This window comes from Burkholderia sp. RF4-BP95, from assembly GCF_001521985.1.
Classification (GTDB): domain Bacteria; phylum Pseudomonadota; class Gammaproteobacteria; order Burkholderiales; family Burkholderiaceae; genus Burkholderia; species Burkholderia diffusa.
Window position 1 is genome coordinate 155,039 of record NZ_LOSX01000087.1, and the last position, 26,378, is coordinate 181,416.

General features: G+C 66.6%; 22 protein-coding genes. 9 read left to right on the plus strand and 13 right to left on the minus strand.

Annotated features, from left to right (window positions below; translation table 11 throughout):
* The first annotated feature begins 138 nt into the window (after positions 1-138).
* Both WS46_RS29205 and WS46_RS29210 read left to right on the plus strand, forming a co-directional pair.
* The gene (locus tag WS46_RS29205) at positions 139-2,505 is read left to right on the plus strand and encodes a DNA polymerase II (RefSeq protein ID WP_059692613.1); all 2,367 of its coding nucleotides are present in this window, start codon (positions 139-141) and stop codon (positions 2,503-2,505) included.
* A gap of 116 nt (positions 2,506-2,621) precedes the next feature.
* Positions 2,622-3,749, plus strand: coding sequence for a J domain-containing protein (locus WS46_RS29210; protein ID WP_059692614.1), 1,128 nt, complete (start codon positions 2,622-2,624; stop codon positions 3,747-3,749).
* A 30-nt stretch (positions 3,750-3,779) separates the two neighbouring features.
* Here WS46_RS29210 and WS46_RS29215 read toward each other — a convergent pair whose 3' ends face one another.
* The 6 genes from WS46_RS29215 to WS46_RS29240 all read right to left on the minus strand — a co-directional run bounded on the left by WS46_RS29215 (position 3,780) and on the right by WS46_RS29240 (position 9,381).
* Entirely contained in the window at positions 3,780-4,685 is a 906-nt protein-coding gene (locus WS46_RS29215; protein WP_059692617.1) for a LysR family transcriptional regulator, read from the minus strand.
* Positions 4,686-4,764: 79 nt separating this feature from the next.
* Positions 4,765-6,009 carry an acyl-CoA dehydrogenase family protein gene (locus WS46_RS29220; protein WP_059692619.1) on the minus strand — a complete coding sequence of 415 codons (1,245 nt, stop codon included), beginning with the start codon at positions 6,007-6,009 and terminating at the stop codon, positions 4,765-4,767.
* 39 nt (positions 6,010-6,048) lie between these two features.
* Positions 6,049-6,807, minus strand: coding sequence for an SDR family NAD(P)-dependent oxidoreductase (locus WS46_RS29225; protein ID WP_059692622.1), 759 nt, complete (start codon positions 6,805-6,807; stop codon positions 6,049-6,051).
* A 7-nt stretch (positions 6,808-6,814) separates the two neighbouring features.
* A complete protein-coding gene (locus WS46_RS29230; protein WP_059692730.1) occupies positions 6,815-7,579 on the minus strand; it encodes an SDR family oxidoreductase in 765 nt (254 codons plus the stop codon).
* A 75-nt stretch (positions 7,580-7,654) separates the two neighbouring features.
* On the minus strand, positions 7,655-8,686 hold the full coding sequence (locus tag WS46_RS29235; protein WP_059692625.1) for a phosphotransferase: 1,032 nt from the start codon (positions 8,684-8,686) through the stop codon (positions 7,655-7,657).
* A gap of 20 nt (positions 8,687-8,706) precedes the next feature.
* Positions 8,707-9,381: a histidine phosphatase family protein gene (locus WS46_RS29240; RefSeq protein WP_059692627.1), complete on the minus strand. Its 675-nt coding sequence runs from the start codon at positions 9,379-9,381 to the stop codon at positions 8,707-8,709.
* A gap of 210 nt (positions 9,382-9,591) precedes the next feature.
* Between WS46_RS29240 and WS46_RS29245 the strand changes: the two genes are divergently transcribed.
* Positions 9,592-9,747: a DUF3309 family protein gene (locus WS46_RS29245; protein WP_082721856.1), complete on the plus strand. Its 156-nt coding sequence runs from the start codon at positions 9,592-9,594 to the stop codon at positions 9,745-9,747.
* 370 nt (positions 9,748-10,117) lie between these two features.
* On the opposite strand, the gene WS46_RS29250 is transcribed toward WS46_RS29245, so the two are convergent.
* The 7 genes from WS46_RS29250 to WS46_RS29280 form a co-directional block, all read right to left on the minus strand.
* On the minus strand, positions 10,118-13,003 hold the full coding sequence (locus WS46_RS29250) for a beta-propeller fold lactonase family protein (protein ID WP_059692632.1): 2,886 nt from the start codon (positions 13,001-13,003) through the stop codon (positions 10,118-10,120).
* A 269-nt stretch (positions 13,004-13,272) separates the two neighbouring features.
* Positions 13,273-15,207 (minus strand): hypothetical protein, encoded by a 1,935-nt coding sequence (locus WS46_RS29255; RefSeq protein ID WP_059692634.1) that lies wholly within the window; start codon positions 15,205-15,207, stop codon positions 13,273-13,275.
* Positions 15,208-15,665: 458 nt separating this feature from the next.
* Complete coding sequence (locus tag WS46_RS29260) at positions 15,666-16,964, minus strand: dicarboxylate/amino acid:cation symporter (RefSeq protein ID WP_059692637.1); 1,299 nt, start codon at positions 16,962-16,964, stop codon at positions 15,666-15,668.
* Positions 16,965-17,309: 345 nt separating this feature from the next.
* A complete protein-coding gene (locus WS46_RS29265; protein WP_059692640.1) occupies positions 17,310-18,515 on the minus strand; it encodes an MFS transporter in 1,206 nt (401 codons plus the stop codon).
* Positions 18,516-18,525: 10 nt separating this feature from the next.
* Positions 18,526-18,711, minus strand: a complete 186-nt coding sequence (locus WS46_RS29270) for a DUF1289 domain-containing protein (RefSeq protein ID WP_059508013.1) — start codon at positions 18,709-18,711, stop codon at positions 18,526-18,528.
* A gap of 2 nt (positions 18,712-18,713) precedes the next feature.
* Positions 18,714-20,009: a CDF family Co(II)/Ni(II) efflux transporter DmeF gene (dmeF, locus tag WS46_RS29275; protein ID WP_059692643.1), complete on the minus strand. Its 1,296-nt coding sequence runs from the start codon at positions 20,007-20,009 to the stop codon at positions 18,714-18,716.
* Between the two features lie 11 nt (positions 20,010-20,020).
* Positions 20,021-20,293 carry a metal/formaldehyde-sensitive transcriptional repressor gene (locus tag WS46_RS29280; protein WP_059692646.1) on the minus strand — a complete coding sequence of 91 codons (273 nt, stop codon included), beginning with the start codon at positions 20,291-20,293 and terminating at the stop codon, positions 20,021-20,023.
* A 160-nt stretch (positions 20,294-20,453) separates the two neighbouring features.
* Between WS46_RS29280 and WS46_RS29285 the strand changes: the two genes are divergently transcribed.
* From WS46_RS29285 to WS46_RS29310, 6 genes are all read left to right on the plus strand, one after another.
* Positions 20,454-21,431 carry a chromate resistance protein ChrB domain-containing protein gene (locus WS46_RS29285; RefSeq protein WP_059692648.1) on the plus strand — a complete coding sequence of 326 codons (978 nt, stop codon included), beginning with the start codon at positions 20,454-20,456 and terminating at the stop codon, positions 21,429-21,431.
* Positions 21,428-22,606, plus strand: coding sequence for a chromate transporter (locus WS46_RS29290; RefSeq protein ID WP_059533591.1), 1,179 nt, complete (start codon positions 21,428-21,430; stop codon positions 22,604-22,606). The genes WS46_RS29285 and WS46_RS29290 overlap by 4 nt, the downstream gene beginning before the upstream one ends.
* Positions 22,607-22,780: 174 nt before the next feature.
* Complete coding sequence (locus WS46_RS29295) at positions 22,781-23,941, plus strand: MFS transporter (RefSeq protein WP_257130075.1); 1,161 nt, start codon at positions 22,781-22,783, stop codon at positions 23,939-23,941.
* Positions 23,942-24,039: 98 nt separating this feature from the next.
* On the plus strand, positions 24,040-25,095 hold the full coding sequence (locus WS46_RS29300; protein WP_059692734.1) for a YncE family protein: 1,056 nt from the start codon (positions 24,040-24,042) through the stop codon (positions 25,093-25,095).
* A gap of 210 nt (positions 25,096-25,305) precedes the next feature.
* A complete protein-coding gene (locus WS46_RS29305) occupies positions 25,306-25,923 on the plus strand; it encodes a LysE family translocator (RefSeq protein WP_059692651.1) in 618 nt (205 codons plus the stop codon).
* A gap of 110 nt (positions 25,924-26,033) precedes the next feature.
* Entirely contained in the window at positions 26,034-26,282 is a 249-nt protein-coding gene (locus tag WS46_RS29310; protein WP_059533587.1) for a hypothetical protein, read from the plus strand.
* Positions 26,283-26,378 lie beyond the last annotated feature (96 nt).

A 26,378-nucleotide genomic window follows, 5' to 3' on the forward strand; every position in this document is an offset into this window, starting at 1 on the left:
TCTGCACGCGGTCGATGCGCTGCGTGGCGGATCGCGCGGCGGCTTCCTGCCACCTGATGCCATCGACGCGCCCTTCGGCGGGAACCGCGCGAGAGGCGCTAAAATCCGCCGCCTGGGCATCCACGACGAGCAAGCGTTTTGACGGCGTTCGAGCAGGGTTTCATCCTCACCCGCCACTGGCGGGACACCGCATCCGGCATCGAGATCGAGTTCTGGCTGGCAACCGAACACGGTCCGCGCCGCGTGCGGCTGCGCCCGCAGGAAGCCGTCGCGTTCGTGCCGGCCGAGCAGCAGGCGCTCGCCGAACGCGCGCTCGCCGGCGAACGCGATGCCGAACTGCGCCCGCTCGCGCTGCGCGACTTCCGGCAGCGCGCGGTGGCCGGCCTCTACTGCCGTCGCTACCGCCACCTGTCCGGCCTCCAGAAACGCCTCGCCGCGGCCGGCGTCGACGTCTACGAAGCCGACGTGCAGCCGCCCGATCGCTACGCGATGGAGCGCTTCATCACCGCACCCGTGCTGTTTCGCGGCACGGCCGGCCGCGACGGCACGCTGACCGACGCCGAACTGAAACCCGCGACCGACTATCGGCCGACACTGCGCTGCGTGTCGCTCGACATCGAGACGAGCGTCCACGGCGAGCTGTATTCGATCGCGCTCGAAGGCTGCGGACAGCGACAGGTCTACATGCTCGGCCCGCCGAACGGCGACGCGCCGGCCATCGACTTCCGCCTTGACTACTGCGACAGCCGGGCCGAGATCCTCACACGCCTCAACGACTGGTTCGATGAACACGATTCCGATGCGGTGATCGGCTGGAACCTCGTGCAGTTCGACCTGCGCATCCTGCATGCGCATTCGGAGCAATACGGCGTACCGCTGAAGCTCGGCCGCGGCGGCAGCGTGCTCGAGTGGCGCGCGCACGGCCAGCAGCCCGACCATTTCTTCGCGGGCGCGGCCGGCCGCCTGATCCTCGACGGCATCGACATGCTGAAATCGGCGACGTGGACGTTCCCGTCGTTCAGCCTCGAATACGTGTCGCAGTCGCTGCTCGGCGAAGGCAAGTCGATCGACAACCCGTATCAGCGGATGGACGAGATCCAGCGCCGCTTCGATCACGACAAGCCCGCGCTCGCGCGCTACAACCTGAAGGACTGCGAACTCGTCACGCGCATCTTCGACAAGGCCGACCTGCTGTCCTTCGCGCTCGAACGCGCGACCGTCACGGGCCTCGCGGCCGATCGCACCGGCGGCTCGGTCGCCGCGTTCACGCACCTGTACCTGCCGCGCATGCACCGGCTCGGCTACGTCGCGCCGAACCTCGGCGACGTGACGGGCCAGAACAGCCCCGGCGGCTTCGTGATGGATTCGCGGCCCGGGCTGTACGACTCGGTGCTCGTATTCGACTACAAGAGCCTTTATCCGTCGATCATCCGCACGTTCCTGATCGACCCGGTCGGGTTGATCGAGGGGCTCGCGCATCCGGGCGACGACATGTCGGTGCCGGGCTTTCTCGGCGCGCGCTTCTCGCGCACCGCGCATTGCCTGCCCGACATCGTGCGGCGCGTGTCGGAAGGCCGCGACGAAGCGAAACGCCAGCGCAACGCACCGCTGTCGCAGGCGCTGAAGATCATCATGAATTCGTTCTACGGCGTGCTCGGTTCGACCGGCTGCCGGTTCTTCGATCCGCGCCTCGCGTCGTCGATCACGATGCGCGGCCACGAGATCATGCATCGCACGCGCGAGCTGATCGAGGCGCAGGGCTACGAAGTCATCTACGGCGATACCGATTCGACCTTCGTCTGGCTCGGGCGCGAGCACGACGACGACGCGGCCGCCGCCAAGGGCCGCGCGCTCGTCGACCACGTGAACCGCTGGTGGCAGGCGCACCTGCGCGATCGCTTCGGGCTGGAAAGCGCGCTCGAACTGCAGTACGAGCGGCATTACCGGCGCTTCCTGATGCCGACCGTGCGCGGCGCGGAGGAAGGCAGCAAGAAGCGCTACGCGGGCCTCGCGCTCGCGGCGAACGGCGGCGAGGACCTCGTGTTCAAAGGGCTCGAAACCGTGCGCACCGACTGGACGCCGCTCGCGCAGGCATTCCAGCGCGAACTGTACCGGCGCGTGTTCAAGCGCGAGCCGTACCAGGATTTCATTCGCGACTACGTGCGCCGCACGCTGGCCGGCGAATACGACGCGCAACTCATCTATCGCAAGCGCGTGCGCCGGCCGTTGAGCGAATATCAGCGCAACGTGCCGCCGCACGTGCGCGCCGCGCGGATCGCCGACGAATTCAACCAGGCGCGCGGTCGGCCGCTGCAATACCAGCGCGGCGGTTGGATCAGCTACGTGATGACGACGGCCGGCCCGGAGCCGCTCGAAACGATGCGCTCGCCGATCGACTACGCGTTCTACGTGAGCCGTCAGTTGCAGCCGGTCGCCGATGCGATCCTGCCCTTTCTGCGCGACGATTTCGAACGCGTGATCTCGGGGCAGGGGCAGTTGTTCTGAGCTTGCCGCACGGCGTGCACGGCTTCCCGAGCCGTCCGTCTCGCCGCCGGCCACGGAGATGCCGGCTAAAATACCGGCCTGCCGCGCCCCCTTGCCGCGGCCGGAGGAGATTCATCATGACCGCACGTCGCGGTGCCGCGGTCGCCATCGCGCCCGGTCACGAGACAGCCAGCCTGTCGAAAGCCCAGCGAACCTTCAATACGCTCGTCGAGCACATCGAAAAGCGGCGCGAGCGGCTCGGCGCGTGGGAAGCCGTGATGCCGGCGTTCCAGAAGAAGTTCGTCGACGGGCTGTTGCCGCTCGAACAGGAAGCGACGGCGCTGCGGATCCGGCTGATTCATCTGCTCGACGACACGTTCCTGCGAAAAGGCTTGAGCAAGGCCGAGCAGCGCATGCTGTCCGACCTGATCGCCGACATGGCGCGCGACCTGCTGAACGTCAGCGACGACGCGGCGTTGAAGGTCATTTTCAACCGGCACGCGGAATCGGCGCGCGTCGGCAACGTCGCGGCCGAGCCCGAGCCGACGGAACGGGAGCGGGAGCCTCAACCGCAATCGCAACCGGCTGAGGATCTCGACTCACTGTCGCCCGACGAACTCGCCGAGCGGATGCAGGCCGAACTCGACGCACAGTTCGAGCGCGACATGGCCGCTCACGCAGCCCGCGAGGCCCAGCGCGCAAAACGCAAGAAATCGCCGAAGCAGTCGGCCGCGCAGGCCAGAATCGAGGCCGAGCAGGCCGAATCGAGCAAATCGATCCGCGAGATCTATCGCAAGCTCGCGAGCGCGCTGCACCCCGATCGCGAAACCGATCCGCAGGAACAGCAACGCAAGACCGCGCTGATGCAGCGGGTCAACCGCGCTTACGAGAAGGGCAACCTGCTGCAACTGCTGGAACTGCAGCTGGAGATCGAACAGATCGATCGGCGCGCGATCGACGGCCTCGGCGAAGCGCGGCTCACGCGCTACAACGGCATCCTCGAGGAACAACTGCGCGAACTCGATCAGGAGATCCGGCACGTCGAGAACGATTTTCGGCGGAGCTACGGCATCGCGTCGTCCACCAAGGTCGCGCCCGATACGGTCCTGCGCATGCTCGCGCGCGACATCGCCGGCATGCAGCGCGGCAACCAGGACCTGGCCGTCGCGCTGCGCGAATTCGAGGATCCGGATCAGGTCAGGGCCTGGGTGAAGGACATGAAGCGCCGGCCCGCATCGTCGCGCTTCGACGACGATTCGTATTGAGCCGGCACGCGCGGGCGCACGCCGCGCCCTTCACTGCGGCTCGCCCATCCCGCCCATCAGCATCATCAGTTGCTCACGCAGCCACCGACTGCCCTGATCCTGATCGGCGCTGCGATGCCAGTAGCAAAAGTATTCGAGCCCCGGCATCTCGAACGGCAGTTCGAGAATTCGCGCCGGGTAACGCTTCAGCAGCCTGAGCGGCGCCGTCAGCGCGAGATCGCCGCGCATCGCGATCAGCGGCGCGACCATGTAGTGCTGCACGCGCATCTGGATGTTGCGGCGCAGCCCGAGGCGCGTCAGCTCCGCATCGACGTGCCCGCTGCCCTTGCGACGGCTCGACACGTGGATGTGCCCCATCGACAGGTAGTCGTCCATGGTCAGCGTGTCGCCCTTGAACGGGTGATCGTCGCGGATCATGCACGCGTAGCGGTCGCGCACGAGCAGCGCCTGGTGCAGGTGCGGATCGCCGATCAGCGGCGCGTCGATCGCGATGTCGACGGAGCCGTTCGCGAGCGCGGTCGCCACTTCGCGGCGATCCATCGTGTAGCTGCGCACGTGCATGCCGGGCGCATGCGTCTGCAGCAGTTCACCGAGCGCGGGCAGCAGCAGCGCCTCGGTCAGGTCGCTCATGCTGAGCCGGAACACGCGCTCCGACGAAGCGGGATCGAACACGTCGCCTTCGTGCGCGCTCGAATCGAGCAGTTGCAGCGCCTCGCGCACGCGGCCGACGATGTTCTCGGCCATCGGCGTCGGCATCATCCCGGCCGGCGTGCTGACGAACAGCGGGTCGTTCAGCGTCTTGCGCAGCCGCGCCAGCGCGTTGCTGACGGCCGGCTGCGTGAGGTTCAGCACCTCGGCCGCACGCGTCAGGTTGCGCTTGTTGTAGATCGCCTCGAATACGACGAACAGGTTCAGATCAATCTTCGAAAGGCGCATCGCCGGATCTCCTTGCCGGCATCTTAATACGGCGTGCGTCTCCCGCTCCGCCACGTCGCCTCCCCGCGCGGCGCGCGGCTCAACCTCGCGGCGGCCGCGTCAGGTACGGCTCGGTCGAACCGCGCACGGCGTCCTTGATTTCCATGCGCGCGATCGCCTGCAGATGCACCTCGTCCGGGCCGTCCGCGAAGCGCAGCGCGCGGCCCCAGGTCCACAGGTCGGCGAGCGGCGTGTCGGGGCTCAGGCCCATCGCGCCGAACACCTGCATCGCGCGGTCGCACACGTCCGTGTAGACGGTCGGCACGAGCGCCTTGATCATCGAGATTTCCTTGCGCGCCGCCTTCGCGCCGACCTTGTCGATCATCCATGCGGCCTTCAGCACCAGCAGGCGCGCCTGATCGATCTCGATGCGCGAACGCGCGATCCATTCGCCGATCGTGCCGTGCCGGTTCAGCGGCTTGCCGAACGCCTCGCGCGACTGCGCGCGGTCGATCATCAGTTCCAGCGCGAGTTCGGCCGCGCCGATCGAACGCATGCAGTGGTGAATCCGGCCCGGCCCGAGGCGCGCCTGTGCGAGCGCGAAGCCGCTGCCTTCGTCGCCGAGCAGGTTGCGCGCCGGCACGCGCACGTTGTCGAACGTGATCTCGCAATGCCCTTCCGGTGCGTAATGATTGACCACCGTGATGTTGCGCACGACCGTCACGCCCGGCGTGTCGCGCGGCACGAGGATCATGCTCTGTTGCCGGTGCGATTCCGCGTCGGGATCGGTCTTGCCCATCACGATGAAGATCCTGCAATTCGGATGCGCGGCGTTCGTGATGAACCACTTGCGGCCGTTGATCACGTATTCGTCGCCGACGCGCTCGATGCGCGTCGTGATGTTGGTCGCATCCGACGACGCAACGTCGGGCTCCGTCATCGCGAACGCCGAACGGATCTCGCCGCGCAAGAGCGGCAGCAGCCACTGTTCGCGCTGCTCGGGCGTCGCGAACATGTGCAGCAGTTCCATGTTGCCGGTGTCCGGCGCGTTGCAGTTGAACACCTCCGACGCCCAGCCCACGCGCCCCATGATCTCGGCGAGCGGCGCGTATTCGAGATTCGTCAGCCCGGTGCCCGGCTCGTCGTCCTTCAGGTGCGGCAGGAACAGGTTCCACAGCCCTTCGGCCTTCGCGCGCGCCTTCAGCGCCTCCATGAACGACACGGGATACTGCCCCGCATGCACTTCCTCGTTCCACTGCTGGATGCGCGGCACGATGTGCGCGTCCATGAACGCGCGCACGCGCTCGCGCAGTTCTTCCACTTTCGGGGTGTAGCCAAAGTCCATGATCGACTCCTCGAGATTTTCGTGTTCCGTTCGTTCGGTTCAGAAGGCCGACACACCGCCGTCGACGGCGACGGCCTGCCCGGTCAGATAGGTGTTTTCCTTCGCGCACAGCGTGAGCATCGTCGCGACGATTTCCTCGGGGCGGCCGAGCCGTTTCATCGGCGAGCCCTGTGCGAGAAAATCCTGGCGATCGCCGATGTCGCTGTCGGTGACCATCGGCGTCGTGCTGTAGAACGGACACACCGCGTTCACGCGAATGCCGTGCCGCGCATATTCGAGCGCGGCCGTCTTCGTGAGCCCGACCACGGCGTGCTTCGACGCCGCGTACGCGGCCAGCTTCGGTGCGCCGCCGAGCCCGGCCATCGACGCGACGTTCAGGATCACGCCTTCGCGCTGCGCGAGCATCTGGCGAATCTGGTGCTTCATTCCGAAGAACACGCCCTTCGCGTTCACCGCGAAGCTCAGGTCGAGATCGGCTTCCTCGGTCTCGATCAGCGCCTTCAGCGGCGGGGCGATGCCCGCGTTGTTGATGCCGACGTCGAGCCGCCCGAAGCGCGCGACCGCCGCCTGCACCAGCGCCGCGACCTCCGCTTCGATGCGCACGTCGCAGCGCTGCGCGATCACGTCGGCGCCGGCCGCGCGCAGCGGCGCGGCCACGCGTTCGAGCGCGGCCTCGTTCAGATCGCCGAGCGCGAGCCGCGCGCCCATCGCGGCCAGCTCGCTCGCGAGCAGCGCGCCGAAGCCGCTCGCGGCGCCGGTGATCATCACGGCCTGCCCGGCGTAGCTGTCGAGTTTCATCGCGCGCTCAGATCGTCAGGCCGCCGTCGACGACGATGCACTCGCCGTTCGTGTAGCTCGCCGCGTCCGACACGAGATACAGCACCGTGCCGGCCATCTCGCGCGGCTCCGCGTGACGGCGCAGCGGAATCTTCGCCATCCAGGTTTCGTAGATGTCCTTGTCGGCGAACAGCGCGCCCGCGAACTTCGTCTTCGTGAGGCCCGGCAGCAGCGCGTTCACGCGGATGCCGAACGGCCCGCATTCCTTCGCGAACGCCTTCGTCATGTTGACGACCGCGGCCTTCGTGATCGAGTAGATGCCCTGACGGTCGCCCGGCTGCAGCGCGTTCACCGACGCGGTGTTGACGATCGCGCCGCCGCCCTGCGCCTTCATCATCTTGCCGGCCTCGACCGACATGAAGAAGTAGCCGCGGATGTTCACGTCGACGGTCTTTTCATACGCGGCGAGATCCGTATCGAGGATGTGCCCGAAATACGGATTCGCGGCCGCGTTGTTCACGAGGATGTCGAGCCGGCCGTGCTTGCCGCGGATCGTCTCGAAGGTCGCGGCGATGTCCTCCAGCCGCCCGACGTGGCACGCCAGCGCTTCCGCGCGGCCGCCCGCCGCGACGATCGCGTCCGCGACCGCCTGGCAGTCGTCGAGCTTGCGGCTCGACACGATCACGTGCGCGCCCTGCGCCGCGAGCAGCTTCGCGATTTCCTCGCCGATGCCGCGGCTCGCGCCGGTCACCAGCGCGATCTTGCCCGTCAGGTCGAACAGATTCGTTGCCATGTTGCTGTGCTCCTCCATTGATGTTTTTCGTGCCGCCGCGTGGCGATGCCAGCGATGCCAGCGATGTCCGCGATGTCAGCGATGTGCGCCGATCACGTCGACCGCCATTTCGGCCAGCCGGCCGGCCATCGCGCCCACGCGCAGCGCCTGCTCGCTCGACGCATTGCCCTGCAACGCGCGCGCCTTCACGCCCTGCGCGATCGCCGCGAGCCGGAAGAAACTGAACGCGAGATAGAAGTGCCAGTCGCGGATCGGCGCGATCCCGCGCAGTTCGCAGTAGCGCGCGACGATCGCCGCTTCGTCGGGAATGCCGAGTTCGGCACGATCCTGGCCCGCGAGCCCGCGCACCTGACCGCCCGACGGCAGGCGCAGGCACATGCAGAAATACGCGAGATCGGCGAGCGGGTTGCCGAGCGTCGACAGTTCCCAGTCGAGCACGGCCTGCACGCGATAGTCGTCGCGCGCGAACATCAGGTTGTCGATCCGGAAATCGCCGTGCACCAGCGCGGGCCGGCCGGTGTCCTCGGGGCAGGCTTTCGGCAGCCAGTCGATCAGCGTCTCCATCGCGTCGAGGCGCTCCGTTTCCGCCGCGCGATACTGCTTCGTCCACACGCCGATCTGCCGCTCGAAGTAGTTGCCGGGGCGGCCGTAGTCGGCGAGGCCCACCGCGTCGACGTCCACGTCGTGCAGCGCGGCCAGCGTGCGCAGCAGCGCGTCGTAGCAGATCGCGCGATCGGCCTTCGGCAACTCCGGCAGCGCCGGATCCCAGAAGATCCGGCCGTCCTCGAAGCTCATTACGTAGAAGAGGCTGCCGATCACGTCGCGGTCTTCGCAGAGGTGATACGGGTGCGCGACCGGCACCGCGGTGCCCGACAGCGCGCTCAGCACGCGGAATTCGCGATCGACCGCATGCGCGGATTTCAGCAGCTCGCCGGGCGGCTGACGGCGCAGCACGTAGCGGCCGCTCTTCGCGTGCAGCAGGAAGGTCGGGTTCGACTGGCCGCCGGCAAACTTCTCCATGTCGAGCGGGCCTTCGAAACCCGGCACGTGCGCTTCCAGATAGCGCGTAAGGCGAGCTACGTCGAGGGGCTGGGAAGGGTTCGTCATCGTCGCGATCGTTCGTGGGGTCAGCCGTAGGTTCGCCACGCATGTCGTTCGGAATCCTCTAAATGTGGAATGCCGTTGAACGACGCGAGGTGGAACGCCTCGGCGTTGAAGAAAAACTGCGAAAGGCTGCTGTTGCGGATTTGCAGGTTCAGCGCGATCGCGCTCGACGCCGGTGCGGCGAGCACCTGCTGCACGGTCACCGCGATCGGGCCGCCGGAACTCACCGCGAGCACGCGCTGGCTGCCGCCCTGGCGGATCGCGGCGCGGGCGTCAGCGACGCGTTGCTGGAAATGCGCCCAGGTTTCGGGCGCGGTGTCGCCGAGCTTGTCGTCGGCCCACAGGTGCAGCACCTGCCGCAGCGCGCGAAAGTATTCCTTCATCGAGCCGGCCGCGAGCCGCGCGATCTCCGGATAGTCGTTCGCCGCTGCCGCGAACAGCCCGTGGAAGTCGTATTCGTTCAGGCCGGGATGGCGGTCGACGTGCGCGCCTTCCCCGCCCATCCCGCGCAGGATCGCATCGACCGTCTGCGCATGCCGGTTCATCGTGCCGCAGATCACGCGGTCGAACGTCAGGCCCTGCCGCGCGAAGTACTCGCCGAGCCAGACGCCCTGCTGGTCGCCGGCCGCGGACAGCCGGTCGTAGTCGTCAGTGCCGAACGACGCCTGCCCATGCCGCACCAGAAACAGTTCTGCCATTGCATGCCCGCCTGAGGGAAATCGAAGGCCCAGCATAGCGGCCGGGGATGCATTTTTGAAATTTATTTTCTGAATCGGACGGTATTCATCGCATGAATTCGCGGTATTCGAACGGTGCGCTGTCGCCGGCTCGCGCCGACGGCCGTGCCTGGCGGCACGGGAATTGCGCCCGCAGGCACCGTTATGTCGAACAAGTTCAGGAGGGGTGCGATGCTCGGTACAATCCTTATCATCGTTCTGATTCTGCTGTTGATCGGAGCATTTCCTGCATGGCCGCACAGTCGAAGCTGGGGTTACTGGCCATCGAGCTCCCTCGGGCTGATCGTCGTCATCGTCGTGATACTGGTGCTGCTGGGCCACATTTGAGTGTGATGGCGCGTGCCGGTTGAACGGGCACGCGTCGTTCGATCGCGCCGCCGTGGCTTCTTTACAAAAGCCGGCGATGAATGCCAACCCGGCATCGGCGGCCACGCAACCGGCCGACAGTCGACGGCGAAATCCTGACCGCATGTTGCGCACGCAGCGCGCCTGCGCATTGTGCATGCGGCCTCCGCTTGCGCGGCTGTCCGCGTCTCGCGCCGCGCACCTGCGGCCCGCACCACCATCGACCGACACATTTTGTGCATCGCACGACGGATCCTGCGCAAAAAGTATCGATCCGGCTTTTCTTTTGATGTCGTAAAAAAACGGGCCCTCCCGACTGGAGGGCCCGCATCCACACCGAGCGGCAGAACGATCAGTCGTCGTCGCGGCTCGCCACCTTCTGCGTCACGCCCCTGAGCTTCGGATACGGCTGCGCGCCCATCATCCCTTTCCACAGCACGCGGTTGAACTGATCCGCCGGCACCTCGTCGGCATCGTCGAAGTCGAACTTCGCCGTGACCTTCGCCCAGTACGCCGCGTCATGCTTCGGCGTGACGTCCGGCCCCGCGGCGTATTGCAGCGCGTTCTCGCCCGCCCCTTCGGCCAGCCGCAACCCGGTGCCCTTCAGCGCCGTCGACGCGACGGCCGTGTAAGTCCACGACGCGGGGCCGTGCACGTCGAACACGTCGGTCATCGGCCGCTGGTACGCGGTATTCAGGTTCATGTGCTGCGTGCCGAGCACGTCCTCGATGGTGCGCAGCGCATTGACCTGGCTGTAGCGCGTCCGGATCACCGCACCCTGCTTCACGTACGGCCCGACGATATACGCGGGCCCGCGATGCGAATCCACGTGGTCGGGGCCGTCCTGCACGTCGTCCTCGGTCACGACGATCAGCGTGTCGTTCGCATACGGACTCTTCGCGACGGCCTCGACCAGCCGGCCAACCGCCAGATCGTTGTCCGCCTGCTGCGTCTCCGGCGTGTTCACGCCGGCGAACGCCGTGCCGAACGCCCCCATGTGATCGTGCGACAGGCGCACCAGCGACAGCGTCGGCAGGTTGCCGCTCGCGACGTACTGGTCGAACTCGCGTTTCCACTCGTTGAGACGCCATTGGTCCGGATACGTCTGGTCGAAACCGCGGAAATACACGTCGGTCATCGACGCCAGCCGCGGGTCGAGCGCGGCGACCTGAACGACGCCGGCCGCGCGCGGATCGACGATCGGGTTCGCCGCCGTGCCGATGCTGCCGATGTTGTTCACGAGGAAGCCGTAGTTGCGGACGGTGCCGCCGCCGGCGAGCACCGCGTCGAAGATGTAGCCGCGCTGGCGGCCGAACGGCGCATCGGACGACGCATGGTTGCCGGTGCCGGGCAGCAGGTTCGCCGCGCCGCCCGGTAGGCTGGCGGCCGCGTTGCTGTAGTTCGTGGTGCCGGCCGGCCCGGCCGCCGCATCGCGTTGCTGCACCGACTCCCAGTTGACCGGCACGTTGCGGTTCGTGCCCTCGCTCTCGTACGACAGGCCGCGATTGACCGCCGCGTAGTTGATCTGCTGGGTGATCGTCTCCGTGTTGGTGACGCGCCCCTGCAGCGCCCACGACCAGCCGTCCATGCTGCCGTCGCCCGGGTTCATGAAGTTGTCGAGCGTCACGAACTGGCTCGCCAGACGATGGAAGTTCGGCGTGATGTTGCGGCCGAACTGGGCCAGCCGCGGATCGCCGTTGGCGCCGTTGCCGATGTCGCCGAGCACCTGGTCGAACGTGCGGTTTTCCTTGACGACGTAGATCACGTGCTTGATGTGACGGCGCAGAAAGCCCATCACTTCGTTATCCCTGTCGTTGTCTTCCGGGCGATAGAAGTTGTTGCGCGCGGCCTGCTGCGTCAGCGTCGGCAGCTCATTGGCGGCCGGCACCGGCGCGCTCACGAGCGACGCGCGCTCGAGCTGGAACTGATACTCGTTCGACGCGCGCGACGCCGCGGCCTCCGCGGGGGTCGCGCCGAACAGGTGGCCGGGGTTCGGGCCGGTCGTGCTCTTGCCGTTCACCACGTACATCCACGTGCCGTCGGCGCTGAACGTCACGTCGTGCGGCTCGAACGCGGTCGGAATCAGGCCGGTGACGCGATACGCGCGCTCGCCGACGAGCGGGATGACGGCGATTTCGTTCGCGCCGGCGTTGGTCGCATAAAGCGTGCGGCCATCGCGCGACAGCGTGACCGCATACGTCGCCGCGCCCGTATGCGCCTGGCCATGCGCGAGCACGCCCGCCGGCGCGCGCGCATCGATCCGGGCCACGATCGCGTTGGCGTTCGTGTCGATCACCGCGACCTGGTCGGCATTGTCCTGCGCGACGAACAGCCGCGATTGCGACGCGTCGAGCGTCATGCCGAGCGCGTTGCCGTCCAGCTTGATGCGCTTGACCAGCCGGCCGCGAGACGGCGACGACACGTCGATCGCGACGATCTCGCGATCGCGATCCGACGACACGTACGCGATGCCGTTGCCCTTCATCACGACCGCGAACGGGAACGTGCCGCCGGCGTCGCCGCTGCGACCTTCGTTGCCGGAGAAGAACGGACGCAGGTCGTGCTCGTAACGCACGTTGTTGGTCGCGGTGTCGATCACGCTGATCGAATCGTTGTAGTTGTTCGCGACGACGAGCGTCTTGCCGTCGGCCGACAACGCGAGCCCGGCCGCGTTCGGCTGCACGCGGATGCCGACGCCCTTGCCCGCATGGCCGAGCGCGATCGTCGTCGACAGCGCCCACGCGCCGCCCTGCTGCGCATAGACGTAGACCGCATCGTCGCTGCCGCCGGTCGCATAGAGCTTGCTGCCGTCATGCGAAAACGCCAGGCCGACGAACGCATTGGTCTGCTGAAGCACCTGCCTGAGCATCGGGCGCGTCTTGTTCGCGCCGGCGACGTCGTACAGGAAGATGAATTGCGTCGAGGCCGCGGTGTCGACCGACCCGTCCGGTTTGTACAGCGAGTTCTGGCCGGCAGTGATGATCGCCAGCGTCTTGCCGTCCGGGCTCAATTGCGAGCGCACGGCCTCCCCCGCGACGAAATGCGGATAGGCCGGCAACCCCGGATTCAGGAATTGCTGGACCGCGCCGCGCACGGCGAGCGGCGTGACGAACTGACCGCTCGGCACGCGGGTGGCGTCGGCGGCGTTGAAACCTTCCGCATGCGCGTGCGACGCAAGCAGCACGGCCGACATGACGGCTCCGAGTCGGAGCGCGCGCTTGACCTGGCTATTTCTCATAGGAATCCTCTATACCTGTGGGGGCGATTACCGTCTGACGTGTCCGGCATGATCCTGGCCTCGTCTGCCCGTGCCGCGCGGTGGCGAGGGCCTGTGCCAATCGATCGAGTGCGTTGCGTCGGCGATCGCCGACGTGCCGGCATTACATCGCCGCCCAATGTCAAGCGGATGACCGGCTCCGTTGCGGGCCGGCTTATTACACATCGTTACAGCGAAGGCGTTTCGATGACAGCCATCGCGGTGTCATCGTCACGTTCGATGCGTCGCCGTCACGGCGTCCACCGATAAACGGTGATGCTGTTTCCCTTCACGTTGTTCTTCGTCACCACGTATTCGCCGTTCGAGCGGCGGTACGCGCGCACGCTGTACATCGCGTCGATCGCGCTGCTGGTATCCACGGTCGCGGGGCTCGCGTTGACGAGCGTCGTGTCGAGATTGCCGGTGTCGAGGTTGAACGCGTCGATGTTCGGCCACAGCGGCCCGCTGCTGCTGAACCAGTAGCCGACGAACAGGTGGTTGCCGGCCGCGTCGATCGACTTCGCGCCGCCATGCGGCAGCGTGATCACCGGATTCGGCTTCGTCGTGTTGCCGGCGCGCCAGCCGTGATACACCTCGATGCGCGTGCCGATCGACGTCCAGTCGGGACTCCCGATCACACCCTGCGCAAGCACCATCGTGTCGCTGTCGGCGAGATAGACGATGCGCGTCAGCGGCTGGATGCTGGCCGGCACCGGCGTCGGCACGCCCGGCCCCCACGAAGGCTTGCCGCTCGCATCGAAACCGGTCAGCGGATAGTGATAAATGGCGCCGGTCTTGTCGAGGCCGGCCCAGACGCCGCCCTTGCCGTCGAGGCTGAAGCCGGCCGACACGCGCCGGGTCGTGTTGAACGCGGGCCCGGGGATCGACCCGTCGGGAATCGCGACGTAGCCATTGGCCGCGTTGAAGTGGAAGAAGTAGTAAACCGGCGGATTCTGCCCCGCCGCGACGAGGATGCGGTTCGCGCCGACCGACGTCAGCAGCCCGAAATGCTCGTCGCGCTGCGTGTCGCTCATGTTGATGCGCGGGTCCGACGGATACGCGAACGGATCGACGGTGTTCGCGACGAAGGTGCCGCCCGCGGTGCCGCCGTAGACGTGGGTGCCGCTGTAGAACAGCGCGCCGTCGGTGGCCGGATCCGGTGCGGCGATGCCTTCGAAGTTGAGCGACTGCAGCGTCCACCGCAGGCTGCCGGCGCTGCTGTACGCGTGAATGTCGGTCGCGCCGTTGCGTCCGAGGTCCCAGCTGCCGCCCCACGGGTTGTTGAGCACGTAGAGGTTGCCGGCCGTGTCCTTGCCGATGCCGGCGACGCGGGTGAAGCGCTTCGCGCCGACCTGCCCCTTGATGCCCGTCGTCGTGTCGAGATAGCCGCCGGGCACGCCGAACGTGCCGGCCAGCGCGGGCCGGCCCGAGACGGCATAGCGCTTGATGTTCATGTCGGGCCCTTCGTCGCCGACCATCAGCTGCCCCGCCGCCGCGTCGAAATAAAGCGCCGACGGCTGCGACCCGGCGGCCAGCCGGATCGTGTTCAGCGGCGCGCCGGCCGGACTGAATTCGACGATCGAACCCGCGCTCTTCTGCGCGACCCAGATGTTCCCCGCGCCGTCGACCGCGAGCGCGCCGGGTGCCGACACGCCGATGTCGCGCTGCCACACGCCGTCGGTCGTGAACACGCGCACGCGATTGCCGTAGAAATCGCTCGCATAGAGCAGCGAGCCGGCCGTGGCGAGCCCGGTGACGACGTCGATACGCGGCTGGTTGGTCGCCGCGGTGACCTGAATCAGCTTGTCGCGGAACCGCGTGGCGCGGTTGTAGCGCCCGACCGCGCCGCTGCCGTATCCGTTGCCGGGCTGCAGCGCGACGAACAGCGACGTCGCGTTGCCCGTGATCGCGCTGCCCTGGAATTCCGAGTGCGAGCCGATCGAGCCGGCGCTCTTGCCGTTCTGGTAGATCGCGACGCCGCCCTCGTCCTCGTCCCACATCGACGCCGTGTAGATCACACCTTCGGGCGCGACCCACATCGCGCGTGCGACGTTGCCGACGTGCGCGGCGAGCGTGCCATAGGTATTCGCGATCCAGTCGGTGGTATTCGCCGCGTTTCCGGCCGGCGCGATCGCGGCGATCGCGGCGGCGAGCAGCACGGCCTGAATCGGTTTTCTGGCAACCATGGCTGATGCTCTCCTGAATGGTGGAGTCATTCACATGAGGGGCAGCCGGATGGTTTTAAAATCTGCAATGCGTAAATACTTCCGCTAAATCACCCGGTGCAGTCGGTATTACATCGCGCGTGCATTCGATAATCGGCAACGCCGAGAATAGCGTCATATAAATCGAAAAAAATTGCGGGCTGCTCGCGCAGGCGGGGCGCGCGACTGCGCGAGAGTGAACGATCACTTGCGCGTTCGCGTGTGCTATCGGGGGTGTGCAGCTTTCGATGGCGGGAATATCGCCGCGGTGTTGAATGCGGCGAATCGGAAATGGCGGAACGTTTTTCGGCGAATCGGGAAAATCGCCGGATGCGGGTAAAGACGGGTAAAGGAATGACCGCTGGCGGTTATCACACCGGCCCGAATCCATGTGGAATCCGGGCCGGCGCATTTCATTTACAGCAGGGAAATCACGCGGACTACGCCGTCTCCCGTGCCTTCACCTGCTTGATCTCGCCGCCGCCGTCCGAATCCGCGTCGTCGCGCGATTCGCCGAGCTGGCCTTCCCACTTCGCGACCACCGCCGCCGCGATCGAATTGCCGACGGCGTTGGTGGCCGAGCGGCCCATGTCGAGGAACATGTCGACGCCCATGATCAGCAGCAGCCCGGCTTCCGGCAGATGGAACTGGTTGAGCGTCGCCGCGATCACGACGAGCGACGCGCGCGGCACGCCCGCCATCCCCTTCGACGTCACCATCAGCATCAACAGCATCGTGATCTGCGTGGCGAGCGGCAGGTCGATCCCGTACACCTGCGAGATGAACAGCACCGCGAACGTGCAGTACATCATCGAGCCGTCGAGGTTGAACGAGTATCCGATCGGCAGCACGAAGCTCGAAATCTTGCGATTCACGCCGAACCGGTCGAGCGCGTCGAGCAGCTTCGGATACGCGGCTTCGGAACTCGCCGTCGCGAACGACAGCAGGAACGGCTCGCGAATCAGGCGGATCAGCGTGAACGCGCGCTTGCCGAGGAACGCCACGCCGGCGAGCGTCAGCAGGCCCCACAGCAGCGCGAGCGCCAGGTAGAAGCTCGCCATGAACTTCGCGAACGTGAGCAGGATGCCGAGCCCTTCCGTCGTGATCGTCGACGCCAGCGCGGCAAACACGGCGACCGGCGCGAACCACATCACCGCGCCCGTCACCTTCAGCATGACCTGCGCGAGATCGTCGATCACGCCGGTCAGGCGCTTGCCGGCGTCGCCGAGCGCGGACAGCGCGGTGCCGAAGAAGATCGAGAAGACGACAATCTGCAGGATCTCGTTGTTCGCCATCGCCTCGGCGATCGATTTCGGCACAAGGTGGACGATGAAGTCCTTCAGCGTGAATGCGCCCGTCTTCAGGTTCAGCGCCGCGTCGGCGGCAGGCAACGGCAGGCTCAGGTGGCTGCCCGGCTTCAGGATCGTCGCGGTCACGAGGCCGAGCAGCAGCGACGTGAACGACGCGATGATGAACCAGCCGAACGCCTTCACACCCACGCGGCCGACCGAGCCGCTGTCGCCCATCTGCGCGATGCCGACCGTCAGCGTCGCGAACACCAGCGGCGCGATGATCATCTTGATCAGCCGCAGGAACACGTCGGACAGCAGCGACACGTAGCCGGCGACTTCCTTGGCCATTTTCGGGTCGGGAAACGCGCTATGACAGGCGTAGCCCACGGCAATGCCAAGCACCATCGCGATGACGATGTACTTGGTGATGTTGTGCTTCTTCTTCATTAGCAATCCAAATTACAGAACTTGTGTTTCCAACGGCAGGGAGATCGCCGGCATCGAAATGAGAGCGGTGGTCCGCGCGCACGGCGCGCCGCTTCGGGTGCCGGTGCCCGTCCGTGGACATGGCCACGGCGAACAGGGGGGGCATTCTATCGCAAACGCCGGACAATCTTTCAAATCTGAAAGCAGCAGGCGATGCGCGGCGCGGGAAAGGCGGCGAGGCGGGCCCTCGCCGGTCGGCGCCGGGGATGGGCGGACGGCGGCGGCGGGTGCGTTCTTCGGGCACCGTCGTGCCCGGCCGTCAGCCCGGCCTTGCGCCGAACGTCGGCAGGCCCGGCCGGCGCCGCATCACGCGTGCGAGGCGCCGGGTCGCGGCATGAACCGGCACAGGCACAGCGGCACGACGACCAGCGCCGCGCCCGCGAGAAACGTGGTCGACGCGCCGAAATGCGTCCACAGCGCGCCGGCGATGCTGCTCGCGAGCAGCATGCAGATGCCGCTCACCAGGTTGAATACGCCGAACGCGGTGCCGCGCAGCGTGGCCGGCGAGGTTTCCGACACCATCGCGGCGAGGATGCCCTGCGTGAAGCCCATGTGCAGCCCCCACACGGCCACGCCGGCGAACATCGAGAGCGTCGACGTGCCGATGCCGAGCAGCAGGTCGGCCACGATCAGCAACACCATGCCGGCCGCGAGCAGCACGCGGCGATCGAGCCGGTCCGACACGATGCCGACCGGCCACGCCGACAGCGAATAGGTCACGCTCATCGCCACCATCACAGCCGGAATCCACGCCGCATCGAGCCCCGTCTGCTGCGCACGCAGCACCAGGAACGCCTCGCTGAAGCGCGCGAGCGTAAACGTCGCGCCGGCCGCGACGACGAACCAGTAGCCGCGGGGAAACTCGCGCAGGGCATTCCAGCGCAGCGGCGAGCGAAAGCGCCGGTCCGGTTTCGACTGCTCGGGCTCCCGCACGCCGAAGACGATCAATGCGATCGCGACGAAAGCCGGCACCACGGCAAACCACAGCACGGTCCGGATGCGGTCGCCGAACCACAGCATCAGCACGATCGCGAGCATCGGCCCGAAAATCGCGCCCACGGTATCCATCGACTGACGCAGGCCGAAGCACGCGCCGCGGATTTCGGGCGGCGCGATGTCGGCCACCAGCGCGTCGCGCGGCGCGCCGCGAATCCCCTTGCCGACGCGGTCGAGCAGACGGGCCGCCACGACGACGGCCGGCGTGGACGCCAGCGGAAACAACGGCTTGGTCAGCGCCGCGAGCCCGTAGCCGACCAGCAGCAGCCCCTTGCGGCGCCCGAGCCAGTCGCTGATCGCACCGGAGAACACCTTGACGATCATCGCCGTCGCTTCGGCCGCCCCTTCGAGGACGCCGAGCGCGGCGACGCTCATGCCCATCGTCGACACCAGGTAGATCGGCAACAACGCATGGATCAGCTCGGACGACAGGTCCATGAAGAGGCTCACGAGGCCCAGGGCCCACACGGTCCGTGGAATCGCAGGTCTGCGGGCAGTCGGTGACGGAGCGCTCATGGTGTCGTGATCAGTCGGTCGTTTCCCGCGTCAGTTTCGCATGCCGCCGCGCGCGGTCGTTCACGATTTGATGACGCCGGTGATCCGTCATCTTCTTCCAGCCGCGCGCTTCATCGCGCGTTCGCAGGCATGCCACGCAGTAGCCGGTGCGGCCGTCGAACGAGCACACGTCCACACAGGGAGACTTGACCGCCATGCTTATCGTCCTCGCGTCGCGGGCACGACTTCGACGGTGACGTGCGACAGGTTCCTGAATCGCTGCAGCACGCCGTGATAGAAGCGCGCATCCCGATCCGGATCGGTCGTCATCACCGACACCACCGCGCTCATGTGCCCCGGCCCGAGCCGCCACACATGCAGGTCGCCGACGCGGTCGCCTGCGCCTTCGATCGCGCCGCGCACCTTGTCCGCCAGACGGCGATCCGAACTCATGTCGAGCAGGATGCCGCCCGTGTCGCGCATCAGGCCGTACGACCAGTTCGCGATCACCAGCGCGCCGATGATGCCGGCCAGCGGATCCATCCACACCCAGCCGAACGCACGCGCGAGCAGCAGCCCGCCGATCGTCAGCACGGAAACCGCGGCATCGGCGATCACGTGGATGTAGGCGGAGCGGATGTTGTGATCGCGCGCCGCCGCCGCGGACGCGCCATGATCGTGCTCCTCGAACGCCAGTTCGTGTTCGCGGCCGTTCAAGCGCACGATCGCCTTGAATTCATGCGGTTCGGGAATGGCTTCGGTCGACTCCAGATACCCATCGCGGCTTTGCATCGCGAACACCTGACGCGAGCCGTCCGGGCGGATCGTCGTCACCGACACGGCGCCCGCATCCACGAGCGTCGTCTCGTGCGTCGCAGGCGCGACGCGGAAAACCGGCGGGACGCCCGCCTCGAACACCGACACGACGAATGCGCCCTGCTGGTCGAAGATCCGGTGCGCTTCCTCTTCGTGGTCATGATCGTGATCGTCGTGATCGCCATGGTCGTGCCCGTGGTGATGACCGTGGCCATGACCGTGGCTATGGCCATGATGATCGCCGCTCAGCAGCCAGACGCTCGCGATGTTGACGAGCAAGCCGGCCACCGCGATCGGAATCGCCTCGCCGAAATGGATCGGGACCGGGGCGAGCAGACGCGCGACTGCTTCGTACCCGATCAGCAGCGCAATCATCGCGAGCACGATCGCGCTCGTGAAACCGGCGAGGTCGCCGAGCTTGCCCGTGCCGAACACGAAACGCGGATCGTTCGCATGCTTGCGCGCATAGGTATAGGCGAACGCGGCGATCAGCATCGCGCCCGCGTGCGTCGACATGTGCAGGCCGTCCGCGATCAGCGCCAGCGAGCCGAACAGCGACCCGCCGACGATCTCGGCCACCATCATCGCCGCGCACAGCGCGATGACCGTCCAGGTCCTGCGTTCGTTCTGCTCGTGCGCCGCGCCGAGAAAAATGTGGTCGTGCCCTGCGCCGAAGGCGTCATCGCTGAAATTGCTCATTGCGCCTCCGTTTATTTGAAGTAGCTGTGTACGACTTCGATCAGCTGCTCGGTCGCGCTGCCTTCTTCGTCGTGCCCTTCGGCGTCGACCAGATGGCTGCGGATGTGATCCTCGAGCACGACCGCGAGCAGGCCGTTCATCGCGCCGCGGCCGCTCGTGATGAGGCGGAGGATTTCGTTGCAACCGCGCTCGTCCTCCAGCGCGCGTTCGATCGCTTCGACCTGTCCCTTGATGCGGCGGACACGGTTCAGCAGCTTCTGCTTGTCCTTGATGGTGTGGCTCATGGTAGTCCCTTCATATAGCGGGGGGGACTATATCTCAAATCGCCTTTCCATATAGGGGGGAGGGGTATAGATTCGGCTAACGCAAGACGGGGGCGACATCACATGACGATCGCGCGAAGTATTTTTGTAGTAATCGCAACTTTCATGTAGATTTGTCTACATGAACACAATCTCCACCTGGTCGCTCCTCGTTCTGACCCTTCCGACTGAAAACGCGACGGCCCGCATGCGGTTCTGGCGCGCGCTGAAGGCGAAGGGCTGCGCGGTATTGCGCGACGGCATCTACCTGCTGCCGTACACCGAAGAACATGAGGGCACGCTGCGCGACCTCGCGGGGTCGATCGCCGAAAGCGGCGGCACGGCTCACCTGTTACGCGCGCCGAGCCTGGATGCGCAGCAGGAACTGGAATTCCGCGCGCTCTTCGATCGCGGAGAGGAGGACGCCGCCTTTATCCAGGCCCTTGCGGACGCCCGCAAGACCCTCGCCGGCCAGTCGGCCACGGAATTGACACGTTTGCTGCGGCGCATGCGCAAGGATTTCGACGCCATCCGCGCGATCGACTATTTCCCGGGCGACTCGGCCACCCGCGCCGAAGTCGCGCTGCAGGATTTCGCCGCGCTGGTCGACACCGTGCTGTCGCCGGGTGAGCCGCACGCCGCGGACCGCGCGATCCGCCCGCTCGTGGTCGACGAATATCAGGGCCGCACCTGGGCGACGCGGCAGCGGATGTGGGTCGATCGCGTCGCCAGCGCGTGGCTGATCCGCCGCTTCATCGACGCACGCGCCCGCTTCATCTGGCTCGCATCGCCGGCGGATTGTCCCGCTGACGCGTTGGGCTTCGATTTCGACGGGGCGACGTTCACGCATGTCGGCGAGCGCGTGACGTTCGAGGTGCTGCTGGCCAGTTTCGGCCTCGACAAAAGCCCTGCGCTCGCGCGGCTCGCCGAGATCGTGCACGCACTCGACGTGGGTGGCCCCGCGGCGCCCGAGGCGATCGGCTTCGAAGCCGTGATGGCCGGCACGCGCCAGCGCACGGAGAACGACGATCAATTGCTCGAGCAGATGAGCGCCGTGCTCGACGCCCTGCACGCGCATTTCTCGTCGAGCGGAAAGAACGAAACCGGAGCCAGGTCATGACCACTGCCATCGCCACGACCGAACCGACCTACTCGCTCGGCGAACTGGTCGCCTACATGTTGCGTCTCGGCACGTTCGGCTTCGGCGGGCCGGTCGCGCTTGCGGGCTACATGCGTCGCGACCTGGTCGAGCGCCGCGGCTGGATCACGGAGGCCGACTACAAGGAAGGGCTCACGCTGGCCCAGCTCGCACCGGGGCCGATGGCGGCTCAGCTCGCGATTTATCTCGGCTTCGTTCACTACCGCATTCTCGGTGCGACACTCGTCGGCTTCGCGTTCGTGCTGCCGTCGTTTCTGATGGTGCTCGCGCTCGGGTTCGCGTACGCGCATTTCGGCGGGCTGTCCTGGATGCAGGCCGTCTTCTACGGCGTCGGCGCCGCGGTGGTCGGCATCATCGCGATGAGCGCCTACAAGCTCACGACGAAAACCGTCGGCCACGACAAGCTGCTCTGGGCAATCTTCGTGACGCTCGCCGCCGTGACCTTCATCACCGAATCGGAAATCGCGTGGCTGTTCCTCGTCGCGGGCCTGGTCGGCTGGCTGTGGCGCGCTCCGCCCAAGTGGCTGCACCGGGGCGGACTGAATGCGGTTGCCGCGGCCAACCTGCCGGCCGCCAGCGGAATACTGAGCGGCATCGATCTGCCGCAGCTCGTTCAGATCGGCGCGTTCTTCACGAAGGCAGGCGCGTTCGTGTTCGGCTCCGGGCTTGCGATCGTGCCGTTCCTCTACGGCGGCGTCGTCACCGAACATCACTGGCTCAACGACAAGCAGTTCGTCGATGCGGTCGCGGTCGCGATGATCACGCCCGGTCCCGTCGTGATCACCGTCGGCTTCATCGGGTATCTCGTGGCGGGCTTGCCCGGCGCATGCGTCGCGGCGCTCGGCACGTTCCTGCCCTGCTATCTGTTCACCGTCATTCCCGCGCCGTACGTGAAGAAGTACGGGCACCGCCCGGACGTCAAGGCGTTCGTGGACGGAATCACCGCCGCGGCCGTCGGGGCGATCACGGGCTCCGTCCTCGTCATCGCGAAACGCTCGATCGTCGACCTGCCGACCGCACTGCTCGCCGTCGGTACCGTGCTGCTGCTGTGGCGTTTCAAGAAGTTGCAGGAGCCGGTCATCGTCACGGCTGCCGCGCTCATCGGGCTGGTGGCCTACCCGCTGCTCCATCATTGAGCCTCGCTGCGGGGAGACGGCCATGGCTGATTGCGCGATTCATCGACGATGCGCTTTACGCGTGGTGCCGGCGTGATGCCCCTGCCTGACAGCCGACATGCGTCGACGCTCGCCAGCCGAATACTGCCGGCGGGCGTGGACGAGGCCGCATGGCTCATCCTCGCGAGCCGCGGCCTGCGCGGTTTCTGCGATGGCTTCATTGCCGTGCTGCTGCCCGCGTATCTGCTGTCGCTCGGGCTTTCGCAACTGGATGTCGGCCTGATCGGCACCACGACGTTGGCGGGTTCCGCAATCGCGACGATCGCGGTCGGCATGCTCGCGAGCCGCTTCACGCAGCGCCGCATGCTGACGCTCGCGGCGGTGCTGATGGCAGCGACGGGAATCGGCTTCGCGAGCTTCTCCGCATTGTGGCCGCTGTTCGTCATCGCCTTCGCCGGCACGCTCAATCCGAGCTCCGGCGACGTCAGCCTGTTTCTGCCGCTCGAACAGTCGCGTCTGGCGCAAGCAGCCGACGGCGACGCGCGCACGGCGCTGTTTGCCCGATACAGCCTCGTCGGGGCCGTCTCGGCGGCGGTCGGATCCCTTGCGGCCGGCCTGCCGATCTTCGTCGCATTACATACCGGAATCACCACGCTGAGCGCGATGCGCGGCATGTTTCTGGTCTATGCGGCGACGGGTATCGTCGTCTGCATGCTGTATCGGCGACTGCCGCGCCCGGAGACGCACGCCGCAACGCAGGCGCCGCCGCCGCTCGGCCCGTCGCGCCCGATCGTCATCCGGCTGGCGATGCTGTTCAGCGTCGACGCGTTCGCGGGCGGTCTCGTCGTCAACTCGCTGTTGTCGCTGTGGCTGATGCAGCGCTTCGGCCTCTCGATCGCCGCCGCCGGCCGGTTCTTCTTCTGGGCGGGCCTGCTTTCGGCCGGCTCGCAGCTCGCGGCCGCGCCGTTGGCGCGCAGGATCGGCCTGCTGAACACGATGGTGTTCACGCATATCCCGTCGAGCGTCTGCCTGATCGGCGCCGCCCTCGCGCCAACGTTGCCGCTGACGTTGACGCTGCTGCTGATGCGCAGCGCGCTTTCGCAAATGGATGTGCCGACACGAACCGCCTACGTGATGGCGGTCGTCACGCCGACGGAGCGACCGGCAGCGGCCAGCTTTACATCCGTCCCGCGCAGCCTCGCGGCCGCGCTCGCGCCGACATTGGCCGGCGGCCTGTTCGGTCTCGGCTGGCTCGGTGCGCCGTTGCTCGCATGCGGTGTGCTGAAGATCGCGTACGACCTCACGCTGCTCGCAGCTTTTCGGCACGTCGAACCAAACGACGAGCGGCCGCGATAAGCGGCGACCATGGTGGAACGACAAACGAGCGGGGAACCATGCAAAGCGACGACGACGCCGCATCGCAAATGCGGCGGCGGCCGTCGCGGGAGAAAATCATGAAGCACGCCGGACACTGGCGCTCCAGCCTGCCCCTGCTCGTCGCGCTGTGCGGCGGGTTTGGCGCGTCGGGCCCGTCGATTCAACAGGCTTTCGCCGCGGGCGACGATACGTCGATCGGCGCCCTGCCGCTGAAGCACGTCGCGGACATTCCGTTGCCGGGCAGACCGACCCGGCTCGACTACGCAAGTCTGGACTCACCCCGCAACCGGCTCATGATCGCCCACCTCGGCGACGACGAAGTGATTGCTTTCGATACGCGTGCATCACGCGTGATCGCACGGATCACGGCGGTATCGTCGGTACATGGCGTGCTTGCCGTGCCGGAGCTGTCGCGCATCTACGCATCCGCGACCGGGTCGGACGAAATCGTCGCGATCGACGCCGCGACGCTGAAAATCGTCGCGCGCATGCCGGGCGGGCATTATCCCGACGGGATGGCCTATGCCGCCGACGTGCACAAGCTGTACGTATCCGACGAATACGGAAAAACGGAAACGGTCATCGACGTCCGGAGCAACCGGCGCGTCGCGACGATTCCGCTCGACGGCGAGGCCGGCAACACGCAGTACGATCCGGTCTCCCGACACATCTTCGTGAACGTCCAGACGCGTCGTCAGCTCGTCGAAATCGATCCGGCGACGGACCGTATTGTCGACCGTCTCGACTTGCCGGGTGCGAAAGGCAATCACGGTTTGCTGATCGAGCCGCGCAGCCGCCTCGCCTTCATCGCGTGCGAGGACAATGACACGCTTCTCGTCTTCGATATGCGCGCGCGGCGTGTGGTTCGAGCGTTCCATATCGGTGGCGGGCCGGACGTGCTGGCGTTCGATTCCGCGTCGGACGTGCTCTATGTCGCGGGTGAAGCCGGCGTCGTTTCGATGTTCGGCGTCGGAGGCTCGGATGTCGTCAAACTCGGCGAAGGCCGGCTCGGACCGAACGCACACGTCGTCGCTGTCGATCCGGCCACGCATCGCTCGTACTTTCCGCTGAAGGACGTCGGCGGCCGGCCGGTGCTGCGTGTGATGGAAGCGGAGCGTGCGGCCAACCCATGATCGACCTGTCGGCTGGTAGCCCGGCCGTCGAGCGTCGACGCCAACCGATTCGCACCACCAGCAACCCGAGCACGATCCGACGATTCCGCCCCAGTCCGCACCTCCCCCTCCCCGTACCGGCATCCATCCATCAAACTGTATCGGTACTGTACATAAAACCGTCGCTACACTGACTCCATCCCAGTCCCGAACACGAATGGAGAATCCGCGATGGACTTCCTCACCGTCAGCGCATTGCCCGCCGGCATGCTGTTCGCGCTCGTCACGTCGATCACACCCGGCCCGAACAACACGATGTTGCTCGCCTCCGGCGTCAATTTCGGTTTCCGTCGCACGATGCCGCACCTGTTCGGCATCAGCATCGGCGTCGCGATCCTGATGCTGTGCGTCGGCTTCGGTCTCGGCGAGGCGTTCCGGCGCGTGCCGGTCCTGTACACCATCCTAGAAATTGCGAGCGTCGCGTACCTGCTGTACCTCGCATGGCGCATTGGCACATCGGGCGAGGTAAAGGCGCAGGGCGCCAAGCCGCGGCCGATGACGTTCCTCGAAGCCGCCGCATTCCAGTGGGTCAATCCGAAGGCATGGATGATGGTGCTGACCGCCGCGACGACGATCCGCCTGTCCGCCGACTACGGGATGAACGCCGCGTGGATGGCCGTCGTGTTCATCCTGATCGGCTTTCCGTGCATCAGCCTGTGGGCCGCGTTCGGCCAGGGCCTGCGCCGCTTCCTGTCGAACCGCCGCGCGCTGCGCATCTTCAACGTGACGATGGCCGTGCTGCTGATCCTGTCGCTGTATCCGCTCGTCGCGCATCTGCTGCCGCAGTAAGCGCTCACAAGCGCCCCCGTTGAGCTTCACGCCATGCAGGCGTACCCTTTTGGTAAGGGCGCGTGCAGCCGCTTCGCCGGCTGCACCGCCGCCCTGCATGGAGATTGCCGATGAAGCCAATGCTGAAAGCCGGCGAGCACATCGAAGGCATGCACTGGATCGCCGAGTACCACCCGCTCACGCACGAGATCCGGGTGCTGCGCGAAAACATCGAGGTGGGCACGTACTGCGCGCCGCCCACGCTGTTCGGCGAGGAAGAAGAGATGGGCGCCGCGAACCATGCCGATCATCGCAGCCAGGAGGCCGCGCTGCGCGCGTATCTGCGCAACTTCGTCAAGGAACACGACGCGGAAGAGTAGCGGCGCGACGGCCGTAAAGTCGACGGGCCGCCAAAGCGGCCCGGTCCGTCGTTGCGTGTCGGCCGGCTCACGACCTTTCGCAACAAGCAAAAGGCC